At 64.9% G+C, this 18,750-nt stretch carries 22 protein-coding genes; 15 read left to right on the top strand and 7 right to left on the bottom strand.

All coding sequences use genetic code 11. The features are described from left to right. Window positions 1-112 precede the first annotated feature (112 nt). Together ABIC17_RS12945 and ABIC17_RS12940 are read left to right on the top strand one after the other, a co-directional pair. Window positions 113-1,291, top strand: coding sequence for an acetyl-CoA C-acyltransferase (locus ABIC17_RS12945; RefSeq protein WP_354282282.1), 1,179 nt, complete (start codon window positions 113-115; stop codon window positions 1,289-1,291). Between the two features lie 110 nt (window positions 1,292-1,401). Continuing rightward, on the top strand, window positions 1,402-1,881 hold the full coding sequence (locus tag ABIC17_RS12940; RefSeq protein ID WP_354282280.1) for a pyridoxamine 5'-phosphate oxidase family protein: 480 nt from the start codon (window positions 1,402-1,404) through the stop codon (window positions 1,879-1,881). Between the two features lie 342 nt (window positions 1,882-2,223). On the opposite strand, the gene ABIC17_RS12935 is transcribed toward ABIC17_RS12940, so the two are convergent. Further along, window positions 2,224-3,441 carry a polyhydroxyalkanoate depolymerase gene (locus ABIC17_RS12935; RefSeq protein ID WP_354282279.1) on the bottom strand — a complete coding sequence of 406 codons (1,218 nt, stop codon included), beginning with the start codon at window positions 3,439-3,441 and terminating at the stop codon, window positions 2,224-2,226. A 152-nt stretch (window positions 3,442-3,593) separates the two neighbouring features. On the opposite strand from ABIC17_RS12935, the gene ABIC17_RS12930 reads away from it, so the two are divergent. Further along, window positions 3,594-5,408: an ABC transporter transmembrane domain-containing protein gene (locus tag ABIC17_RS12930; protein WP_502958460.1), complete on the top strand. Its 1,815-nt coding sequence runs from the start codon at window positions 3,594-3,596 to the stop codon at window positions 5,406-5,408. 145 nt (window positions 5,409-5,553) lie between these two features. Here the strand turns inward: ABIC17_RS12930 and rimM are convergent, their stop codons facing one another. From rimM to ffh, 3 genes are all read right to left on the bottom strand, one after another. Further along, complete coding sequence (rimM, locus tag ABIC17_RS12925; protein WP_277970306.1) at window positions 5,554-6,030, bottom strand: ribosome maturation factor RimM; 477 nt, start codon at window positions 6,028-6,030, stop codon at window positions 5,554-5,556. Beyond that, window positions 6,030-6,494: a 30S ribosomal protein S16 gene (gene rpsP / locus ABIC17_RS12920; RefSeq protein WP_354282276.1), complete on the bottom strand. Its 465-nt coding sequence runs from the start codon at window positions 6,492-6,494 to the stop codon at window positions 6,030-6,032. The genes rimM and rpsP overlap by 1 nt, the downstream gene beginning before the upstream one ends. A gap of 62 nt (window positions 6,495-6,556) precedes the next feature. Then, window positions 6,557-8,071 (bottom strand): signal recognition particle protein, encoded by a 1,515-nt coding sequence (gene ffh, locus ABIC17_RS12915; protein ID WP_354282274.1) that lies wholly within the window; start codon window positions 8,069-8,071, stop codon window positions 6,557-6,559. Window positions 8,072-8,294: 223 nt separating this feature from the next. On the opposite strand from ffh, the gene ABIC17_RS12910 reads away from it, so the two are divergent. The 4 genes from ABIC17_RS12910 to ABIC17_RS12895 are packed head-to-tail and all read left to right on the top strand — an operon-like array spanning window position 8,295 to window position 12,977. Further along, the gene (locus tag ABIC17_RS12910; protein ID WP_354282272.1) at window positions 8,295-9,935 is read left to right on the top strand and encodes a putative bifunctional diguanylate cyclase/phosphodiesterase; all 1,641 of its coding nucleotides are present in this window, start codon (window positions 8,295-8,297) and stop codon (window positions 9,933-9,935) included. Between the two features lie 53 nt (window positions 9,936-9,988). Beyond that, window positions 9,989-11,428 carry a tRNA (N(6)-L-threonylcarbamoyladenosine(37)-C(2))-methylthiotransferase MtaB gene (gene mtaB, locus ABIC17_RS12905; RefSeq protein ID WP_354282270.1) on the top strand — a complete coding sequence of 480 codons (1,440 nt, stop codon included), beginning with the start codon at window positions 9,989-9,991 and terminating at the stop codon, window positions 11,426-11,428. Next, window positions 11,425-12,354 carry a signal recognition particle-docking protein FtsY gene (gene ftsY, locus ABIC17_RS12900; protein ID WP_354282268.1) on the top strand — a complete coding sequence of 310 codons (930 nt, stop codon included), beginning with the start codon at window positions 11,425-11,427 and terminating at the stop codon, window positions 12,352-12,354. The genes mtaB and ftsY overlap by 4 nt, the downstream gene beginning before the upstream one ends. Then, window positions 12,351-12,977 (top strand): inner membrane-spanning protein YciB, encoded by a 627-nt coding sequence (locus ABIC17_RS12895; protein WP_354282266.1) that lies wholly within the window; start codon window positions 12,351-12,353, stop codon window positions 12,975-12,977. The genes ftsY and ABIC17_RS12895 overlap by 4 nt, the downstream gene beginning before the upstream one ends. A gap of 442 nt (window positions 12,978-13,419) precedes the next feature. Here ABIC17_RS12895 and ABIC17_RS12890 read toward each other — a convergent pair whose 3' ends face one another. Continuing rightward, window positions 13,420-14,031, bottom strand: a complete 612-nt coding sequence (locus ABIC17_RS12890; protein WP_354282264.1) for a superoxide dismutase — start codon at window positions 14,029-14,031, stop codon at window positions 13,420-13,422. Between the two features lie 73 nt (window positions 14,032-14,104). Then, complete coding sequence (gene pspF / locus ABIC17_RS12885; protein WP_354282262.1) at window positions 14,105-15,160, bottom strand: phage shock protein operon transcriptional activator; 1,056 nt, start codon at window positions 15,158-15,160, stop codon at window positions 14,105-14,107. A 157-nt stretch (window positions 15,161-15,317) separates the two neighbouring features. Between pspF and ABIC17_RS12880 the strand changes: the two genes are divergently transcribed. The 8 genes from ABIC17_RS12880 (at window position 15,318) to ABIC17_RS12845 (ending at window position 18,170) form a co-directional block, all read left to right on the top strand. Beyond that, window positions 15,318-15,467, top strand: a complete 150-nt coding sequence (locus ABIC17_RS12880; RefSeq protein WP_354282260.1) for a hypothetical protein — start codon at window positions 15,318-15,320, stop codon at window positions 15,465-15,467. Window positions 15,468-15,503: 36 nt separating this feature from the next. Then, window positions 15,504-16,172: a phage shock protein PspA gene (gene pspA / locus ABIC17_RS12875; protein ID WP_354282258.1), complete on the top strand. Its 669-nt coding sequence runs from the start codon at window positions 15,504-15,506 to the stop codon at window positions 16,170-16,172. A gap of 1 nt (window position 16,173) precedes the next feature. Beyond that, window positions 16,174-16,464, top strand: a complete 291-nt coding sequence (gene pspB, locus ABIC17_RS12870; RefSeq protein ID WP_354282256.1) for an envelope stress response membrane protein PspB — start codon at window positions 16,174-16,176, stop codon at window positions 16,462-16,464. A gap of 1 nt (window position 16,465) precedes the next feature. Next, a complete protein-coding gene (gene pspC, locus ABIC17_RS12865; protein ID WP_354282254.1) occupies window positions 16,466-16,843 on the top strand; it encodes an envelope stress response membrane protein PspC in 378 nt (125 codons plus the stop codon). A gap of 45 nt (window positions 16,844-16,888) precedes the next feature. Further along, window positions 16,889-17,179 (top strand): hypothetical protein, encoded by a 291-nt coding sequence (locus ABIC17_RS12860; RefSeq protein ID WP_354282252.1) that lies wholly within the window; start codon window positions 16,889-16,891, stop codon window positions 17,177-17,179. A 19-nt stretch (window positions 17,180-17,198) separates the two neighbouring features. Beyond that, entirely contained in the window at window positions 17,199-17,471 is a 273-nt protein-coding gene (locus ABIC17_RS12855) for a hypothetical protein (protein ID WP_354282250.1), read from the top strand. A 193-nt stretch (window positions 17,472-17,664) separates the two neighbouring features. After that, window positions 17,665-17,904, top strand: coding sequence for a hypothetical protein (locus ABIC17_RS12850; RefSeq protein ID WP_492726100.1), 240 nt, complete (start codon window positions 17,665-17,667; stop codon window positions 17,902-17,904). 23 nt (window positions 17,905-17,927) lie between these two features. Then, entirely contained in the window at window positions 17,928-18,170 is a 243-nt protein-coding gene (locus ABIC17_RS12845; RefSeq protein ID WP_354282246.1) for a hypothetical protein, read from the top strand. A gap of 126 nt (window positions 18,171-18,296) precedes the next feature. Here the strand turns inward: ABIC17_RS12845 and ABIC17_RS12840 are convergent, their stop codons facing one another. Then, complete coding sequence (locus tag ABIC17_RS12840; protein WP_502958459.1) at window positions 18,297-18,722, bottom strand: DUF1810 domain-containing protein; 426 nt, start codon at window positions 18,720-18,722, stop codon at window positions 18,297-18,299. Window positions 18,723-18,750 lie beyond the last annotated feature (28 nt).

The raw sequence follows: 18,750 nt of genomic DNA, 5'->3' as shown, positions 1-18,750 counted from the left end.
GGGGGAGGGGTTGGGGTGGGGCCGTGCCGCGAACAGACCGGCTGCCTCCAGCCCACGTCCCCACCCCCAACCCCTCCCCTGAAGGGGAGGGGCTTATCGAAGGAGAAGCCCGATGCGTTCAGCCGTCATCGTTTCCACCGCCCGCACCCCGATCGGCCGCGCCTATCGCGGCGCATTCAACAACACCCCTGCCCCAACCCTCGCCAGCCACGCGATCAAGGCCGCGGTCGAGCGCGCCGGGATCGACGGCGGGATGGTCGATGACGTCGTCTTCGGCTGCGCGCTTCAGCAGGGCCACCAGGCCGGCAACATCGCGCGGACGTCGTTGCTGCGCGCAGGCCTCCCCGTCACCGTGCCGGGCATGTCGGTCGACCGCCAGTGCGCGAGCGGCCTGATGGCGATCGCCACCGCCGCCAAGCAGATCATCACCGACAATATGGACGTCACCATCGGGGGCGGCGTGGAGAGCATCAGCCTCGTCCAGACCCCGCAGATGCGGCTCGCCCCCGACCCCGAGCTGATCGCGATGCACAAGGACGTGTACATGGCGATGCTCGGCACGGCGGAGGTCGTCGCCAAGCGCTACAACATCAGCCGCGAGGCTTGCGATGAGTATGCGCTCAAGTCGCAGCAGCGTACTGCCGCCGCGCAGGCTGCTGGTTATTACGATCAGGAGATCGTCCCCGTCACCGCGACGATGGCGGTGACGAACAAGGAAACTAAGGAAGTCACGCACAAGGAGGTCACGCTCTCCAAGGACGAAGGCAACCGCCCCGAGACGACGCTCGAAGGTCTTCAGTCGCTCCAGCCCGTCATGGGCCCGGGGATGAACGTGACCGCGGGCAACGCCAGCCAGCTGTCGGACGGCTCGTCCGCTTCGGTGCTGATGGAAGAGTCGCTCGCCTCGAAGCGCGGCCTCACCCCGCTTGGCCGTTATGTCGGCATGGCGGTGGCTGGCACCGAGCCCGACGAGATGGGCATCGGCCCGGTCTTCGCGATCCCCAAGCTGCTCGAGCGGTTCAACCTCAAGATGGACGACATTGGCCTGTGGGAGCTCAACGAGGCGTTCGCAGTGCAAGTGCTGTATTGCCGCGACAAGCTCGGCATTCCGGATGAGCTGCTCAACGTCTCGGGCGGCGCGATCTCGATCGGTCATCCGTACGGCATGACCGGCGCGCGTGCGACCGGCCATGCGCTGATCGAAGGCAAGCGCCGTGGCGCAAAGTACGTCGTCGTGACTATGTGCATCGGTGGCGGCCAGGGTGCCGCCGGTCTGTTCGAAGTCCTCTGAATCCACTGCCGCCGCGTCCATCCGATGGGCGCGGCGGACGGGTTGTTGTTTCGCTCGGCAACCAACTTCGCGGTTCGCGGTTCTCCCTTTACCAAATCAGGAGAACCCCAATGGCCGACACCCACGAAATCAAAGAGACGCTGTGGAAGAAGATGGCCGACAGCCCCTACCTCATGGTGGGCAAGACCGACGGAACGTCGCACAGCGAGCCACTGATGGCGCAGCTCGACAAGGATCTGGTCGACACTTTGTTCTTCTTCACCGGCAAGGACAATCGCCTCGCTGACGGCGGCAAGGTGATGGCGCAGTTCGTGTCCAAGGGGCATGACTATTTCGCCTGCATGGCGGGTACGATCCGTCAGGACAACGACAAGGCCATGATCGACAAGCTGTGGAGCAAGCAGGTCGAGGCCTGGTTCCCCGAAGGCAAGGAAGACCCCAATCTCGCGCTGCTGCGGATGGACATCGACAGCGCCGAATTGTGGGAAACCGACATTTCGCTGACCGGTCGCGTCAAGATGCTGTTCGGCGGCACGATCACCGCGGACGAGAGCAGCAGCCACGCCAAGGTCAGCACGACCGCCGCTTAACCGGTATTTTATTTGACCTCGTTGGATCCCGGCAGCAGACCGGGATCCAGCGAAAACCGATCTCGACGGGTGCACCATGCCTAATATTGCACTTCCCCGGCGAAGGCCGGGGCCCAGGCGAGGAAGTCTAGGTAGCGGAGATGAGCGCGTCGACTTCAAACGTTTCGCTACTGGGCCCCGGCCTTCGCCGGGGAAGGGAGAGAGGACCGACGCCGCTACCCCAGCATCATCTTCTCAAGCTTTGCGTGCACTGCCCAAAAGCGCAGGTCGGACTCGCACCGCGACGACCGTTGAAACACGTTCAAGGGCACGAACCGCGTAACGGTAGCGTGCCAAATCGCCTCAGCCGTGCGCCTTCATCCATTCCTCAACAACTGGCGCAACCTTGTTGCGCCACTTCGAGCCGTTGAAGATGCCGTAATGGCCCGCGCCCTCGGCCATGTAATAGCGCTTCTTCTCGTCCGGCAGATTGGTTGCAATGGTCAGTGCCGCCCGCGTCTGCCCAAGCCCCGAAATATCGTCCTTCTCGCCCTCGATCGCGAGGATCGCGATGTCGGTGATCCCGCCCGGATCAACCGGGCGACCGCGGTGGAGCATCGTGCCCTTGGGGAGCGAATGGTCCTGAAACACCACATCGATCGTCTGAAGGTAGAATTCCGCGGTCATGTCGCAGACCGAGCGATATTCCTCGTAGAAGCGCTTGGTCGCATCGGCTTCCAGATCCGCGCCCTCCACCAGATGTTTGAACATCTCGTAATGCGACATCATGTGGCTGCCGAGGTTCATCGACATGAAGCCGGCCAGTTGCAGGAACCCCGGATACACCTTGCGGCCCGCACCCGGATGCATCGCGGGAATCGTCGCAATGACGTTCTGGCTGAACCAGCTGTGCGGGCGTTCGGTGGCGAGCGTGTTGACCGACGTCGGCGCTTCGCGCGTGTCGACCGGTCCACCCATCATCGTCAGCGTCTTGGGACGGCACGGGTTCTTGTCCGCGCTCATCACGCAGGCTGCGGCGTAGCAGGGTACCGACGGTTGGCACACGGCGAGCATGTGCGCACCCGGCCCGATCGCCTCAAGAAACTCAATCAGATAATCGATGTAATCGTCCAGATCGAACTTGCCGTCGGACAGCGGCACCAGCTTCGCATCGCGCCAGTCGGTGATGTACACGTCCGCCACCGGGAGCATCCGCTCGACCGTGCCGCGCAGCAGCGTGGCGTAATGCCCCGACATCGGCGCGACGATCAACAGCTTCGGGCCTGTCTCGACGCCTTCACGGACGAACCGCTTGAGCTGGCCGAACGGCTTGCGCGCGATGATCTCTTCGCGGACTGCAACGGTCGCGCCGTCGATTTGCGTCGTATCGAGCCCGAACTCGGGCTTGCCACGCGGTGCGGCCGCGTGCGCGAACACCTCGAGCGCTGATCCCATCACCGCACCGCCGCCAAAATAGGCGAACGGGTTGGACGGGTTGCTCAGCCAGCCAGCACTGAAGTCGGCCATTGCGCTCGCCCCGGCGAGCATGGATTTCTGGATTTCATAGGCATTGTACAGCATGGGCGGCCTTCTAGCATACCGGGCTTACGATTCTATCATCATATGCGCCCGTCGCGCGGACGGACGCCTGGTGCATATGGCTTATACGCGCGACCACGGAATACGATGCGCGCCCGATTGAGGCGCCTGCCCGTCCCTGCTAGGCGTTCGGCATGGCAGACCCCGTCCAAGCCGCTACCCCGCCCAGCCTCACGGCAAGCGACACCAGCCCACCCAGCCGGCGGAAGCTCAGCAATCTGCTGATGATCTGGCACTATGGCTCGCGGTATCCGGCTCAGCTGTCGATCGCGCTGCTCGCGTTGCTGACGACGTCGGCGACCACGCTCTACATTCCGTGGACGTTCAAGTCGGTGATCGATCGCGGCTTCAGTGCCGGCGGCAGCGCAGAGCATATCGATCGCGTCTTCTACGGACTGTTCGGGCTCGTCGCCGTACTGGCGATCGCCACCGCGGTCCGTTTCTACTTCGTGTCGTGGCTGGGCGAGCGCACCGTCGCGGACATCCGCACAGCGGTGCAGGCGAACCTGCTGCGGCTAGCGCCGCGCTGGTTCGAGGAGAACCGCCCCTCCGAAGTCGCGTCGCGTCTGACCTCCGATACCGCCCAGATCGAGAATGCGGTCGGCACCACCGTTTCGGTCGCTTTGCGCAACGTCATCACCGGCATCGGCGGGATCATCTCGCTGTTCGCGCTGGCCCCCAAGCTCGCCGGGCTGCTGCTGCTCGGTATTCCGGTGATGGTGCTGCCGATCGTGTTGCTCGGGCGCCGCGTCCAGGCCTATTCTCGCTCCAGCCAGGATCGTATTGCCGATATCGGCGCGATGGCGGTTGAGACGTTCGGCGCGATGAAGATCGTCCAGGCGTTCGGCCAGGAACAGCGCGAGACCGAACGATTCGCCGGCGCGGTCGAGCGCAGCTTCGCCGCCGCCAAACGGCGGATCCGCATCCGCGCGATCATGACCGCGCTGGTGATCGGGCTGATCTTCGGCGCGGTGACGCTGCTGATGTGGACGACGCTTGCGGACGTCTCAGCCGGGCGGCTCACGGGTGGCGCGCTGACCGCCTTCATCTTCACGGCGGGGCTGGTGACGGGCGCGTTCGGCGCGCTGACCGAAGTCTATGGCGACCTGCTGCGCGCCTCGGGCGCCGCCGAGCGGCTTGCCGAGCTGCTCAACGAGGAACCCGAGATCGCAGCGCCGACGGCACCCGCGGTGCTGCAGATCCCGGCGCGCGGGACGCTGACGTTCGATCATGTCGAGTTCCGCTATCCCACCCGACAGGACGTCGCTGCGCTCCACGACTTCTCGCTCGATATCACGAGCGGCGAGACGGTCGCGATCGTCGGTCCGTCCGGGGCTGGCAAGACCACGCTGTTCCAGCTGATCCAGCGCTTCTACGATCCCGACGCGGGTGCGGTACGGATCGACGGTGTCGACCTGCGCGACGCCGACCCTGCCGAAGTCCGCGCGCGAATCGCGATGGTGCCGCAGGAAACCGTGATCTTCGGCGCGACCGCGCGCGACAATCTGCGCTACGGCCGCTGGAGCGCGCACGACGACGAACTGTGGGCCGCCGCCGAGGCCGCCAACGCCGCCGAATTCCTGCGCAAGCTCCCCGAAGGGCTGGACACCTTCCTCGGCGAGAGTGGCGCGCGCCTGTCCGGCGGGCAGCGCCAGCGCGTCGCGATCGCGCGTGCGTTGCTGCGCGATGCGCCGATCCTGCTGCTCGACGAGGCGACCAGCGCGCTCGATGCGGAGAGCGAACGGTTGGTGCAGGAAGCGCTCGAACGGCTGATGGATCACCGCACCACGCTCGTCATCGCGCACCGTCTCGCAACCGTGCGTGCGGCGAAGCGGATCATCGTGATGCGCGATGGGCAGATTGTCGAACAGGGGTCGCATGGCGCGCTCATCGGCCAGAACGGCCTTTACGCGCGGCTTGCCAGCTTGCAGTTTAACGAAGCGGCGTAAATCCTGCCCGTCGGGTTCCCGCGAAAGCAGGAACCCAGGGTCCAGCAGAACATCGGCAGACAGCACGCGCAACCCTGGACTCCTGCTTTCGCAGGAGAACGGAAGGCTTTTACCGCGCCTTACGCGCCGATCGCCCGCATTTGGTTCAGACGATGAACGCCCCGTCCACGACCACGCGCTCTGCGTTCCACTCGGGAACCGCCTCGGCGTTCATCGGGATCATGAAGCGCTTCTTGTCGGGGCGCTCGATCTCGAGCACGTCGCCCGCGCCGAAATCGTCGATCGCGACGACATGGCCGAGCGCCTCACCCTCCAGCGATACCGCCGGCAGGCCGAGCAGATCGGCATGATAATATTCGCCCTCTTCCAAAGGCGGGAGCGCCGAGCGCGGCACGGTCAGTTCGGTCCCGCGCATCGCCTCGGCGGCGTTGCGGTCGGTGACTTCGGCGATCCGTGCGATCGCGCCGTTGCTGCCGGGGCGCACCGACTTGAGGGTCAGCGCGCCGCCGTTGAACAGTTTGTACTGCCCAAGGTCTTCGGTGAAGACCTTGAGACGCACCTCCCCCGTGACCCCATGCGCGCCGATCACGACGGCAAGCGTAACGGGGGAGTCGGCCGACATCAGCCTTCGACCGGTGCCGAGGCGCTTTCGCCCTCGTTGGTCGCGTCTTCGGTTGCTTCGGCAGGCGCGGGTGCAGCCGCGGCCTCAGCGGCGGCTGCCGCTGCTGCTGCCTTTGCCTCTTCGGCGTCGGCGAGCTTCTTCTCACGCTCTTCCGCACGCTCGGTGGCCTTCTCGCCGGGCTTGCCCTTGTTCGGGTTGGTGCGCGCCGCACGCTCACGAATGCCGGCCACGTCGAGGAAACGTGCGACACGATCGGTCGGCTGCGCGCCGACGCTCAGCCAATGCTTCGCGCGGTCGGCGTCGAGCACGATGCGCTTTTCGTCGTCCTTGGCGAGGAGCGGGTTGTAGGTGCCGAGCTTCTCGATGAACTTGCCGTCGCGCGGGCTGCGCGCATCGGCGACAACGATGCGGTAATACGGACGCTTCTTGGAGCCGCCACGCGACAGACGAATGCTAATTGCCATAGTAAACTACTTCCTTCTTGGTCGTTCTTGGGTTTTGCCACCGGCTGGGTGCCGGATGGCGATCACTTCTTCTTGAGCAAATTCTCGAAGCCCGGGGGGAGCTTCGTCTGGCCGCCGCCGAGGCCGGGAAGACCCCCGCCACCGCCGCTGAACATCTTGGACGGATCGATCCCGCCGAGACCGCCGAGGCCACCGGCGCCGCCGTCACCGCCGCCGCCCATGCCGCCCATGCCACCGCCGCCACCACCAAACAGCTTGGCCATGCCTTTCAGCCCGCCCATCTTTTTGATCTTCTTCATGGCGTTGGCCATTTCCTGATGCATCTTCAGGAGCTTGTTGACCTCCTGCACGGTCGTGCCGGAGCCCTTGGCGACGCGGATCTTGCGCTTCGCATTGAGCAGTTCGGGCTTGCGGCGCTCCTTGGGCGTCATCGACGTGATCATCGCGTCGAAGCGGACGAGGATCTTCTCGTCCATCGCACCCGATGCCATCGCCTGCTTGGCCTTGGCCATGCCGGGGATCATCCCCGCGAGCGCCCCGAGGCCACCCATCCGGCGCATCTGCCCGAGCTGTGCGCGCAGATCATCGAGGTCGAACTCGCCCTTGGCGAGCTTGGCCGCCATCTTCTCGGCGTCCTCGACCTGGATCGCCTCGGCCGCGCGCTCGACGAGGCCGACGACGTCGCCCATGCCGAGGATCCGGCCAGCGACACGCTTGGGATCGAACGCTTCGAGCGCGTCGAGCTTCTCGCCCATGCCCGCGAACTTGATCGGCTTGCCGGTGACCGCGCGCATCGACAGCGCCGCACCACCGCGCGCATCGCCGTCCATCCGGGTCAGCACGACACCGGTCAGCGGCACCTGATCCGAGAAGTTCTGCGCGACGTTGACCGCATCCTGGCCGGTCAGCGAGTCGACGACGAGCAGGATCTCGGTCGGCTTGGTCACCTCGGCGACCGCGCGCATCTCGTCCATCAACGCCTGATCGACGTGGAGACGACCCGCGGTATCGAGCATCAGCACGTCGAAGCCCTGCAGCTTCGCCGCCTGCACCGCGCGCCGCGCGATATCGACCGGCTGCTGCCCCGCGACGATCGGCAGGGTCGAAACCTCCGCCTGCGTGCCGAGCACGGCAAGCTGCTCCTGCGCGTTCGGGCGGTTGACGTCCAAGGACGCCATCAGCACCTTCTTGCCCTGCCGCTTGGCAAGGCGCAGCGCGATCTTGGCGGTCGTCGTCGTCTTGCCCGACCCCTGCAGGCCGACCATCATGATGATCGCGGGCGGCGAGACGTCGAGTTCCAGATCGGACGCTTCCGCGCCCAGCATCTCGACCAGCGCGTCATTGACGATCTTGACGACCTGCTGCCCCGGCGTGACCGAGCGCAACACGTTTTGGCCGACCGCCTGCTCGGTCGCGCGATCGACGAAATCGCGCGCCACTGGCAAGGCGACATCGGCCTCGAGCAACGCGACTCGGACTTCGCGCATCGCCGCACGCACGTCGGCCTCGGTCAGCGCACCGCGCCCCCGCAACCGATCGAACACACCGCCAAGACGGTCGCTCAGGCTCTCGAACATCCGAAAAAACCCTTCCAAATCAACGCATCCGCCGCGTAACGCAAAGAGCGCCGGCGGACGAAACCTCGTCGGCCGGCGTAGTCCCGCAGGACAGCCTTCACGCTTCACGGTGGAGCGATCGGTTCGTCCTTTAACCCAAGGCGTTCGTCGCTGCAACTATCCCAGTTTAACGACCTGTACATGTATCGCGTGAGATGTGCGGATCACGGAAGGTTGATCCTAAATGATGAGACGCGACAGACGGTCCCGCAAGGAAGAAGCCGACGGCGTCCGGGCGTCGTTGGCGCCCGGATCGCTGAACGGCGCGATCACGATCGTGGCGATCCTGCTGTTCGTCGCGCTTGCCAGCGCGGCCATGTCCGATGCGGTCCAGCATTATTTCGGGAGCGGCGCGCATACCGACCAAGCGCTGGCGGTGGCACTGCTTCTCAACATCGCGTTGATTTTGGTCGGCTGGGGACACAACCGCCACCTGCTACGCGAGGTCGGGGTACGCACCGCCGCGGAGGAACGCGCGCACCAGCTTGCCGCAAAGGACCCGCTGACGGGATTCCTCAACCGCCGCAGCCTGGCCGAAGCGGGCGCGATGATGTTCACCAATGTCGCCGGACGCCCCAAGGCGATGGCGCTGTTGCTGCTCGACCTCGATCATTTCAAGATGGTCAACGACCTGCACGGTCATGCCACCGGCGATGCGCTGTTGAAGGAAGTCGCGCGCGAGATCGCGGAGGCGATGCCCCCCGCGGCGATTGCGGCTCGGCTCGGCGGGGATGAATTTGCCTGCGCTTTCCCATTCGACCGCACGCATCCCGCGCTGGTCGAGGGCGTGGCGGACACGATCGTGACGCGGCTGGCGCGTCCGTTCCATGCCGATGGCCTGCACCTCCACATCTCCGCCTCGGTCGGCATCGCCCGGTCGGACACCGGTTGCGCAGGCTTTGATGCGCTGATGCGTTCGGCCGATACCGCCATGTATGCCGCGAAGAATGCCGGGCGAAACCGCTTCGCCTGGTTCGATCAATCGATGGAACGCGACCTCAAGGCCCGAAACGCGCTCGAGACCGAGTTGCGCAACGCCATTCCCCGCGGCGAGATCGTCCCCTATTTCGAACAGCAGATCGACCTCATGACCGGGCGGATCACCGGGTTCGAGGTTCTGGCACGCTGGGAACACCCGGCTCGCGGCCTGATCGAACCTGCCGTCTTCATCCCAATCGCCGAACAGACCGGGCTGATCAGCGAATTGTCGCTGTCGCTGATGAACCAGGCGTTCCATGCCGCGCGCGACTGGGATGCGGGGCTGTCGCTTTCGGTCAATTTCTCGCCGCTCCAGTTCCGCGATGCATGGCTCGCGCAGAAGGTCATCAAGGTGCTGACCGAAACGCGCTTCCCCGCCAACCGGCTGGAAATCGAGATTACCGAGGCCGCGCTGCTCGACAATCTCGCGCTGACCCAGTCGATCGTCGGCAGCCTCAAGAACCAGGGTGTCCGGCTCTCGCTCGATGATTTCGGGACGGGCTTTTCGGCACTAGCACATCTGCGGGCGCTCGCGTTCGACCACCTCAAGATCGACCGCAGCCTGATCATGTCGATCGAAAGCAGCGCGGAGAGCACCGCGATCGTCACCGCGATCACGCGCCTTGGGGACAGCCTCAACCTTCCGATCACCGCCGAGGGAATCGAGGACGCACGGATCGAGGAACGCTTGCGCACGCTCGGCTGCGCGCGGGGGCAAGGCTATTTGTACGGCCAACCCACCAGCGTGGCGAACACCCGCCGCCTGCTCGCCGAACGCCGGCTGCTACAGACTCCTGCGGCGGGAATCGCTGCGGTGCCGGGCAAGGACCATCGCCGTATCGCGTGAGCGCACCAGCACGACGCATGGACTTCGCCCCCCACCGCCCCTAGATCGCCGCCATGCCCGAACCGCGGATCATCAGCCTCGGCTGCCGTCTCAACATCGCCGAAAGCGAAGCGATTCGTACGCTTGCGGGCGGTGCGGATACCGTGGTCGTGAACAGCTGCGCGGTGACCAATAGTGCGGTTGCCGAGACGCGCAAGGCGATCCGCCGCGCCCGCGCCGAACGCCCCGACGCGCAGATCGTCGTCACCGGGTGCGCCGCACAGATCGATCCGGCGAGCTTCGCTGCCATGCCGGAGGTCGACCGCGTGCTTGGCAATGTCGAGAAGCGGTCCGCCGCAGCGTGGGCATCCGAAGATGCGGTGGTGGTCGGCAATATACTTTCCGCGCGCGATACCGCACCGCAGCTGGCGGCAGTGTTCGCTAGCCACGCCCGTGCCTTCGTCGAGGTGCAGAACGGCTGCGACCATCGCTGCACCTTCTGTGTCATTCCGTACGGACGCGGCAACAGCCGGTCGGTCCCCGCGGGCGCGGTGATCGATCAGGTTGCGGCCTTGGTCGATGCGGGCCACCGGGAGGTCGTGCTGACCGGGGTCGACCTGACGAGCTACGGCCCCGACCTTCCCGGCGCGCCCAGCCTTGGGTTGCTGGTCGAACGCATCCTGCGGCATGTCCCTGCGCTGGAACGGCTGCGGCTGTCGTCGCTCGACGGGGTCGAGATCGACGACCGCCTGTTCGCCCTGCTGACGCAGGAAGCGCGGGTGATGCCGCATGTCCATCTCTCGCTTCAGGCGGGTAACGATATGATCCTCAAGCGGATGAAGCGCCGCCATGCGCGCGCCGACAGCGTTGCGCTGGTCGACCGGCTCAAGACCGCGCGGCCGGAGATCGCGATCGGCGCGGACCTGATCGCGGGCTTCCCGACCGAGGACGACGCGATGTTCGCGGACACACGCGCGCTGATCGACGATTGCGACATCGTCCACGCGCATATCTTCCCTTATTCCGAACGTGACGGCACGCCTGCCGCAAAGATGCCTGCGGTCCCGGTGCCCGAGCGGAAGCGTCGGGCTGCGTTGCTGCGGGACGCGGCGGCGGTGCGCAAGGCGGCGTGGCTGCGCGGGTTGATCGGGACCACGCAGGACGTGCTGGTCGAACGGCCGGGCGACCGCGGGCATATCGGCAGTTTTGCGGAGGCGCGGTTCGAGACGCTTGTCGTGGGGTCCGTAGAGCGCGTGCGGATTACAGCGAGCGACGGGAACATGCTCACCGCCACCGCGCTTCTCTCCCCTACCGCTTCCCCCCTTCTCGCTTCTTACCTTCTGGCTTCTCCCCTTCTCGCTTCCCCGGCGAAGGCCGGGGCCCAGTCGCGAGACGCTGGTAACGAAGCGCCGTCCTCACCAACCTCTGACATCGCTCCTGGGCCCCGGCCTTCGCCGGGGAAGCAAAACCAGCAGGCACAGCAGCAAGCATTTTTACAAGAGACCCCCGCATGACCCCAAGCTGGCACGACAAACTCCTCGGCGGGTTCAAGCGCACATCCGACCGGTTGATCGGCAATCTCGCCGGGCTCGGCACCGGGCCGCTCGACACCAAGACGCTCGACGAGATCGAGGAAGCGCTGATCGCGTCCGATCTCGGCCCCGAGACCGCCGCGCGAATCCGCCGCCGCCTGTCGACCGGCGTGTTCGAGCGCGACATGGAGGAGCTCGGCATCCGGCTCGTCGTCGCCGAGGAAATCGAGAAGTCGCTCGACACCGTCGCGGTCCCGCTCGAAATCACCGGCTTCCCGCGCCCGCACGTCATCCTCGTGATCGGCGTCAACGGCTCGGGCAAGACGACCACGATCGCCAAGCTCGCGCATTTGCTCAAGGAACAGGATTACGGCGTGATGCTCGCGGCGGGCGACACGTTCCGCGCCGCCGCCATCGGGCAGCTTGCAACCTGGGCGGAACGCGCGGGCGTCCCGCTCATCTCGGGCAAGGAAGGCGGCGACGCAGCCGGGATCGTCTACGAAGCGGTCAAGCAGGCGACCGCAACCGGCATCGACGTGCTGATCGTCGACACCGCGGGGCGTCTCCAGAACAAGCGCGAACTGATGGACGAACTGTCCAAGATCCGCCGCGTGCTGGGTCGCCTCAACGTCGAGTCGCCGCATGACGTGTTACTCGTGCTCGATGCGACCACCGGGCAGAACGCGCTCAACCAGATCGAAGTGTTCAAAGAGTCCGCTGGTGTTACCGGCCTCGTCATGACCAAGCTCGACGGCACCGCGCGCGGCGGCGTGCTCGTCGCGGCGGCGGAGAAATACGGCCTGCCGATCCATGCGATCGGGATCGGCGAAGGCATGGGCGATCTGCGCCCGTTCGACTCGAACGAGGTTGCGCGGATCATCGCGGGCGTGGAAGGGGTCCGCAAATGACCACCTCCCCGTCTCCTTCGTCCAAACCCCCGCTCAGTTCGGGCCAGCGCCTTGCGGTCGACATCGGCCCGATCGCGATTTTCTTCCTTGTCAATTTCCTCACCCCCGGGCTCGACACGGTAAAGCTGCTCGCCGGCACTGGCGCGTTCATGCTCGCGAGCGTTGCGGCGATGGTCTATTCGCTGATCAAGTCGGGACGCATCTCGCCGATGTTGTGGATGACGGGCACGCTTGTGCTCGTGTTCGGCGGGCTGACGCTGTATTTCCACAGCAAGGAATTCATCCAGATCAAGCCGACCGTCATCTACGCGATGCTGTCGGCGATCCTGGTGTTCGGGCTGGTGACGGGACGGCCGCTGTTGAGCCTGTTCCTCGATTCGGCCTATCCGGGACTGAACGAAACCGGATGGCGCAAGCTGACGATCAACTGGGCAGTGTTCTTCGCGTGCCTCGCGGTGCTCAATGAAGTGGTGCGGCACGAATTCAGTTATAGCTTCTGGCTCGGGTTCAAGCTGTGGGGGGTGATTCCCCTGACGCTTATCTTCGCCTTTGCGAACGTACCGATGCTGATGAAGCACGGCTTCCAGATGGGGGAAGAGCCGCCGGTCCCGCCGGTCGAGTGATTCGGGGGCCTGTTTCTTCTGCCGTCGCTTCCCCGGCGAAGGCCGGGGCCCAGTAGCGAAGGGCGAGGCAACCGGGCGCAAGCGCCAGCAAACTCCTGTCTCGCTGCTGGGCCCCGGCCTTCGCCGGGGAAGGAAATAATAATCTAAGAAGAAATCGCGGGGGAGAGCAAACTCTGCTCGATCCCCCGGCAATCGTGTCGCCGTTGCCGGTCTTTCCGGCGGCGTCCCTCGTCCTGCGTTTCTGTTTTATGTCCGGCGCTACGACAGCACGCACACCATAACAGGCGTTCCGACAAAAAAAAGGCCGGTCTTTCGACCGGCCGTGAAAGTTTTAGGAGAGGATGCCTGAAAGGCACACTCTTTGTGCAGTGCAGCACGGCTTTGAGCAACTGCAAAAATACGCTTTCACGATTGCACTGCGCGCAACTGCACGAGAATCACGTCAGGCGGTTGCGCCATCGAAGCGCTTGCCGGCCTCGTCCCAGTTCACGACATCCCACCAGGACTTCAGATAGCCCGGACGGTCGTTCATGTACGTCAGGTAATAAGCGTGCTCCCACACGTCGTTACCGAGGATCGGGGTGCCCTTGTCCTTGGCATCGTCCATCAGCGGGTTGTCCTGGTTGGGCGTCGAGACGACCTTGAGCGCGCCGCTTGAATCCTTGATCACCCACGCCCAACCCGAACCGAACTGGCCCGCACCCTTGGTGTTGAAATCTTCCTTGAGCTTGTCGAGGCCGCCATAGGTCTCGATCGCTTCGGCGAGTGCGCCCGACGGCTTGGTCGTGCCGGCCGGTGCCATGATCTTCCAAAAGAAGTCGTGGTTCCAGAAACCGCCGCCATTGTTGCGAACGAGCGGCGGAAGCGTCGAGATCATCCCGAGGATATCCTCGATCGACTTGCCCTCGAGCTTGGGGTCGGCAGCGACGCCTTCGTTGAGCTTGTTGGTGTAGGCGGCGTGATGCTTGTCGTGGTGGAACGTCATCGTCTCCTTCGAGATCGTCGGCTCCAGCGCGTCATAGGCATAAGGCAGCGGGGGAAGTTCGAAAGCCAAGGCTCGTCTCCTTTGATAATGACGGGGTCGCTCACCCAAACGTCGCTTGGGCGAAATGGGTCCGGCGCGCTCGTTACGCAACCGATTCGGAAGAAGCGCCTGAAATCAGGCCGTGACGCTTCAACGCGTGGCGCAACTGATCGTAGCTCAGCCCCAGCGCCTCGGCGGTCGCGCGCTGGTTGAAGCGGTTGTCCGCCAGCGCGGTCTGCAGCATTTCGCATTCGAACCGCGCGAGCCGCGCCTTGTAATCCATCGGCTGAACCGGGTCTGCGCAAGGCGGTGGCGGGGCGTCGACGTGTTCCGGCGCCGCGGCGGGCGGTGCGACCGACGGGGTGGATGCCAGCGACGTGGCGGGGCGATGCGGCGACTGGAACGGATCGAACACGATCGTGTCGATCGGCGTATCGTCATCCCAGCGGTACACTGCGCGTTCGACGACGTTGCGCAGTTCACGAACATTGCCCGGCCAGTCATAGCCCTTCAACTGCGTTTCGGCCGCTAGCGTGAACCCCGGCCAGCCGTCACGGTTGAGCTCCGCCGCCATCCGCCGTCCGAAATGCTCGGCGAGCACCATCACGTCATCGACCCGCGCGCGCAGCGGCGGCAACGTCACCACCTCGAAGCTCAACCGGTCGAGCAGATCCGCGCGAAACTGATGCCGTGCGACCTTGTCGGGCAGATGCTCGTTGGTCGCCGCGACGATCCGCACGTCGACTCGCATCGGGCGCGACGACCCTATCCGCGTGACCTCACCATATTCGACCGCGCGCAGCAGCCGATCCTGCGCCGCCATCGACAGCGTGCCGAGCTCGTCGAGGAACAGCGTGCCGCGGTGCGCTTCCTCGAACCGCCCTGCCCGCGCCTTGGTCGCGCCAGTGAACGCGCCCGATTCATGCCCGAACAATTCGGCTTCGATCAGGGTCTCGGGCAAGGCCGCGCAATTCATGATGACGAGCGGCTGATCCCACCGCGGCGACAGGCGGTGGAGGCGTTCGGCGACCAGTTCCTTGCCCGTCCCGCGCTCGCCGATCACGAGCACCGGACGGTCGAGCGCCGCCGCGCGACTAGCGAGTTCGAGCGCATCGAGGAACGCCCCTGACTGCCCGATGACCTGCGTGGTGCGCTCCATTGCCAAGGCTTGGCGTAAAGTCCCAAGCCTTGGCAAGGGCCATTCCGTTCACCTTCTGGCAAGGTACGGATTTCCGGCGTTTTTCGATTTGGCACGGTCCCTGCAATGCTTCTGGCATCGCCCCACGGGGCACCGGATACGAACAGGGAGACCCACAATGGACAGCCAGTACAAGAACCGCACCTCGCTTCCCCAACTGCTCGTCGCGCTCGTCGCCACCGTCCTCGTCGGATCGGTCGCACTGGCCGGCACGGTCGGACCCGCGATGGCGACCTCTTCTACGGTAACGGCCCCGTATCAGGCCTGACGCCGCCATTCCCGAAATTTCCCAAGGAGTATCATAATGGGCATCTTCAGCCGCACCCGAGACATCATCGCCGCAAACTTCACCGACTTGCTCGACAAGGCCGAAGACCCCTCGAAGATGATCCGCATGATCATCCTCGAGATGGAGGAAACGCTGGTTGAGGTCCGCGCCTCCGCCGCCCGCACGATCGCGGACCAGAAGGAAATGCGCCGCCACATCAGCAAACTCGGCGCGTTGCAGGAAAGCTGGACCGAGAAGGCCGAGCTGGCGCTGTCGAAAGGCCGCGAGGATCTCGCCAAGGCAGCCCTCGTCGAGAAGCAGAAGGCCGCCGACATGGCAGCGCAGCTCGACGGCGAGATCGCAGTGCTCGATGAATCGCTCCACGGATCGGAGGAAGACATCGCCAAGCTGACCGGCAAGCTCCGCGAAGCCCGCACGCGCCAAAACTCGATCGCAACCCGCTTCGAGACTGCCCAGAACCGCTTCAAGCTGCGCGAGATGTACAACGGCCCACGGATGCAGGATGCGTTCAGCCGGTTCGAGATCATGGAGCGCCGCGTCGATATGGCCGAGGGCCGCGCCGACGTCGCCGGAATGGGCGCACCGCCCAAGACGCTCGAAGAAGAAATCGCCGAGCTCAAGTCGAGCGAGAAGGTTGAGGCCGAACTCGCCGCGATGAAGGCCCGCGTTAGCAAGGACGTCTGAGATGGAAGACATCCTCGTTCCGATCTTCGTCTGCGGCACGCTCTTCGTCGGCATGCCCTGGGTCATCCTCCACTATGTCACCAAGTGGAAGCAGGCGCCGAAGATCACCAACGAAGACGAGAAGCTGCTCGACGAGCTCTACTCGCTCGCCCGCCGATTGGAAGACCGGCTGGGCACGGTGGAGCGGATCATCGCCGCCGATCACCCCGAATGGCGCATCAGCATGCCGCTCGCCGAGCCGACCGCCCAATCGTTTCCAACCCCGTCTTATGACCCCACCCGGAGGAACTGAAATGTCCGCCAGCCGCACCAAATTTTACCTCGACAAGCAGAACGCCAAATGGATGGGCGTCTGCTCGGGGATCGCCGAATACACCGGCATCGACGTGACCCTCGTCCGGGTCGGGGTAGCGCTGCTGACCCTCGCGACCAGCGGATGGATCTTCATCGCTTATGTCGTGATGGGATGGGTCGCCGAGAAGAAGCCGAGTGGCCTGTACGACAGCGCCGACGACGCACGCTTCTGGCAGGGCGTCCGGTCCAACCCGACCCGCTCGACCGCCGAAGTCCGCAGCAAGTTCCGCGACATCGACCGCCGGCTCGCCGACATCGAAGTCATGTACACCAGCCGCAACAGCCGCCTCGCCGACGAGATCGACAGCCTGCGCTGAGCGCGGCGGGGGCCAGTTTCTAGCTTTAATCAGGGGAGAATACCGATGTCTTGGGGTGGTCCAGGCTTCATCGTTGCCATCATCGCCATGTCGACCTTGGGATGGGTGTTCACCACCTGGATCCGCGCCCGGCACGGCTATCCCATCGAGAACGAATGGAGCGGCGTCGCCAGCCGCACCGATCCCGACGCAGACCGCAAGCTCGCGCTGCTGATCGGGGAAAACGAAAAGCTCCACGGCAAGATCAGCCGCCTCGAGGAGCGCCTCGCGGTCCTCGAACGGATCGCGACCGACCCCGCCGAACGCACCGCGCGCGACATCGACGCGCTGCGCTAACCCAGGAAAGGATCTGAGCATGGCATTCGATAGCGTCTTCCTCATCCCGATCCTTGCGATCAGCGTTGGTCTGGTCGCAGTCACCGGCGGGGTCATCGTCCGCCCCTGGCTTGCCTTCAAGGAACGCCAACTTGCGAGCGAAGCCACGATGGTCGCCGAAAAGGCCGCGCAATATGCGGCCCAGACCGAGCACCTCGAACAGCGCGTCCGAGTATTGGAGCGCATCCTCACAGATCGCGGCGTCGATCTCTCCGACGAAATCGAACAATTGCGCGACACTCCGCTTAACTAACCCCCTACCCTTTCTTCCCCGAGGACATAATGATCATCTTTTTTGGAATACTCGCCGTCGTGACGGCGGGATGTTGCTGGGCGACCGAAAGCATCGACCGCCCCCGCCGCCGCGCAGTCCGCGCGGCACGCCAGGCCACCCAGGGCTGACCAGCCCGAAAACCTAAAGGGAGAATGTCATGAACGGTGGAGAAATGATGGTCGTCCTGATCGTGCTGGTCGCGGTCGTCGGCGGGATCATCAAGGCACGCTACAAGGCGGCCGGCCGGATCGAACTACAGCCGCAGCAGGACAGCGCCGACGCCCAGCGCCAGCGCGACGAGATCCGCGCGCTCAAGGAGCGGATCGCCGTCCTCGAACGGCTCGCAACCGAAAACAACGACAGCGGCGCCCGCCTCGATCGCGAGATCGAGAAGCTGCGCGACCGTCCATGACCACCTTGGCAGGAGCAGGGATCATGACCGACCCCAATTTCTACATGACGATCGCGGTCGCCGGGCTGGCCGGCCTCGCGATGCTGACCTTCGCCACGCTCACCGGCTGGCGCGGCTGGCTGTCCTACAAGCTGGAACAGCTGCATGCCGTCGGCGATGCCAATGCCGGCCCCGCGCTTCCCAACGCCAGCGCGCGGATCGAGATTGCGGACCTCAAGGAACGCATCCGCAAGTTGGAAGCCATCGCCGCGGGCGTGGATCTGTAAAGCCGCACCGCGTTTCGCTACCCCGTTACGCTTAAGCGCGACGGGGTAGCCTGTATCCCTGGCACAAGGGTCCACCAGAATCCGGGCCAACAACATCCGTTCGGGCCGAGCAAAGTCGAAGCCCCCCTACCGCCGCCCGACAATCTCCAAAGTCCGGGCATCGCGCTCGCCACCAAACCAGCGGTCCAGCGCCTCCCCGACCACCGCAGGCGCCCCCGCCGCCTCGAACAGCGTCAGCGATGACCGCAGCTTGATCGCATCAATCCCGCCAAAAACGCCGTGCGCGGTTCCGCCCGACAATGCCTGCAACACCTCGACGGCGGACAGATAGCGCGGCCCCAACACCCCGTCAGCGAGATAGGCGCGCGCCTCGTCCAGCGAGGCAATCGCGAAATGGCGTGCGGTCGGGCTGTTGCCGAGCCCCGCAATCTGCGGAAAGATGAACCACATCCAGTGGGTGCGCTTCGCGCCGGCTCGAATCTCGGCCAGCACGGTGTCGAACACCCCCGCCTGCGCCGTGGTGAACCGCTCCAGATCATATCCCGTCATCATCGCGTCCTTGCCGTTCGCGTATCAACGC

The sequence above is a fragment of the Sphingomonas sp. PvP056 genome (genome assembly GCF_040549155.1).
Taxonomy (GTDB): Bacteria; Pseudomonadota; Alphaproteobacteria; order Sphingomonadales; family Sphingomonadaceae; genus Sphingomonas.
This window is presented reverse-complemented; position numbering and strand designations above follow the sequence as displayed.

Excerpts from the sequence above, each read along its gene's own strand:
- ABIC17_RS12945 (WP_354282282.1), top strand. The coding sequence starts at position 113 with ATGCGTTCAGCCGTCATCGTTTCCACCGCCCGCACCCCGATCGGCCGC.
- ABIC17_RS12940 (WP_354282280.1), top strand. The coding sequence starts at position 1,402 with ATGGCCGACACCCACGAAATCAAAGAGACGCTGTGGAAGAAGATGGCC.
- ABIC17_RS12935 (WP_354282279.1), bottom strand. The coding sequence starts at position 3,441 with ATGCTGTACAATGCCTATGAAATCCAGAAATCCATGCTCGCCGGGGCG.
- ABIC17_RS12930 (WP_502958460.1), top strand. The coding sequence starts at position 3,594 with ATGGCAGACCCCGTCCAAGCCGCTACCCCGCCCAGCCTCACGGCAAGC.
- rimM (WP_277970306.1), bottom strand. The coding sequence starts at position 6,030 with ATGTCGGCCGACTCCCCCGTTACGCTTGCCGTCGTGATCGGCGCGCAT.
- rpsP (WP_354282276.1), bottom strand. The coding sequence starts at position 6,494 with ATGGCAATTAGCATTCGTCTGTCGCGTGGCGGCTCCAAGAAGCGTCCG.
- ffh (WP_354282274.1), bottom strand. The coding sequence starts at position 8,071 with ATGTTCGAGAGCCTGAGCGACCGTCTTGGCGGTGTGTTCGATCGGTTG.
- ABIC17_RS12910 (WP_354282272.1), top strand. The coding sequence starts at position 8,295 with ATGATGAGACGCGACAGACGGTCCCGCAAGGAAGAAGCCGACGGCGTC.
- mtaB (WP_354282270.1), top strand. The coding sequence starts at position 9,989 with ATGCCCGAACCGCGGATCATCAGCCTCGGCTGCCGTCTCAACATCGCC.
- ftsY (WP_354282268.1), top strand. The coding sequence starts at position 11,425 with ATGACCCCAAGCTGGCACGACAAACTCCTCGGCGGGTTCAAGCGCACA.
- ABIC17_RS12895 (WP_354282266.1), top strand. The coding sequence starts at position 12,351 with ATGACCACCTCCCCGTCTCCTTCGTCCAAACCCCCGCTCAGTTCGGGC.
- pspF (WP_354282262.1), bottom strand. The coding sequence starts at position 15,160 with ATGGAGCGCACCACGCAGGTCATCGGGCAGTCAGGGGCGTTCCTCGAT.
- ABIC17_RS12880 (WP_354282260.1), top strand. The coding sequence starts at position 15,318 with ATGGACAGCCAGTACAAGAACCGCACCTCGCTTCCCCAACTGCTCGTC.
- pspA (WP_354282258.1), top strand. The coding sequence starts at position 15,504 with ATGGGCATCTTCAGCCGCACCCGAGACATCATCGCCGCAAACTTCACC.
- pspB (WP_354282256.1), top strand. The coding sequence starts at position 16,174 with ATGGAAGACATCCTCGTTCCGATCTTCGTCTGCGGCACGCTCTTCGTC.
- pspC (WP_354282254.1), top strand. The coding sequence starts at position 16,466 with ATGTCCGCCAGCCGCACCAAATTTTACCTCGACAAGCAGAACGCCAAA.
- ABIC17_RS12860 (WP_354282252.1), top strand. The coding sequence starts at position 16,889 with ATGTCTTGGGGTGGTCCAGGCTTCATCGTTGCCATCATCGCCATGTCG.
- ABIC17_RS12855 (WP_354282250.1), top strand. The coding sequence starts at position 17,199 with ATGGCATTCGATAGCGTCTTCCTCATCCCGATCCTTGCGATCAGCGTT.
- ABIC17_RS12850 (WP_492726100.1), top strand. The coding sequence starts at position 17,665 with ATGATGGTCGTCCTGATCGTGCTGGTCGCGGTCGTCGGCGGGATCATC.
- ABIC17_RS12845 (WP_354282246.1), top strand. The coding sequence starts at position 17,928 with ATGACCGACCCCAATTTCTACATGACGATCGCGGTCGCCGGGCTGGCC.
- ABIC17_RS12840 (WP_502958459.1), bottom strand. The coding sequence starts at position 18,722 with ATGATGACGGGATATGATCTGGAGCGGTTCACCACGGCGCAGGCGGGG.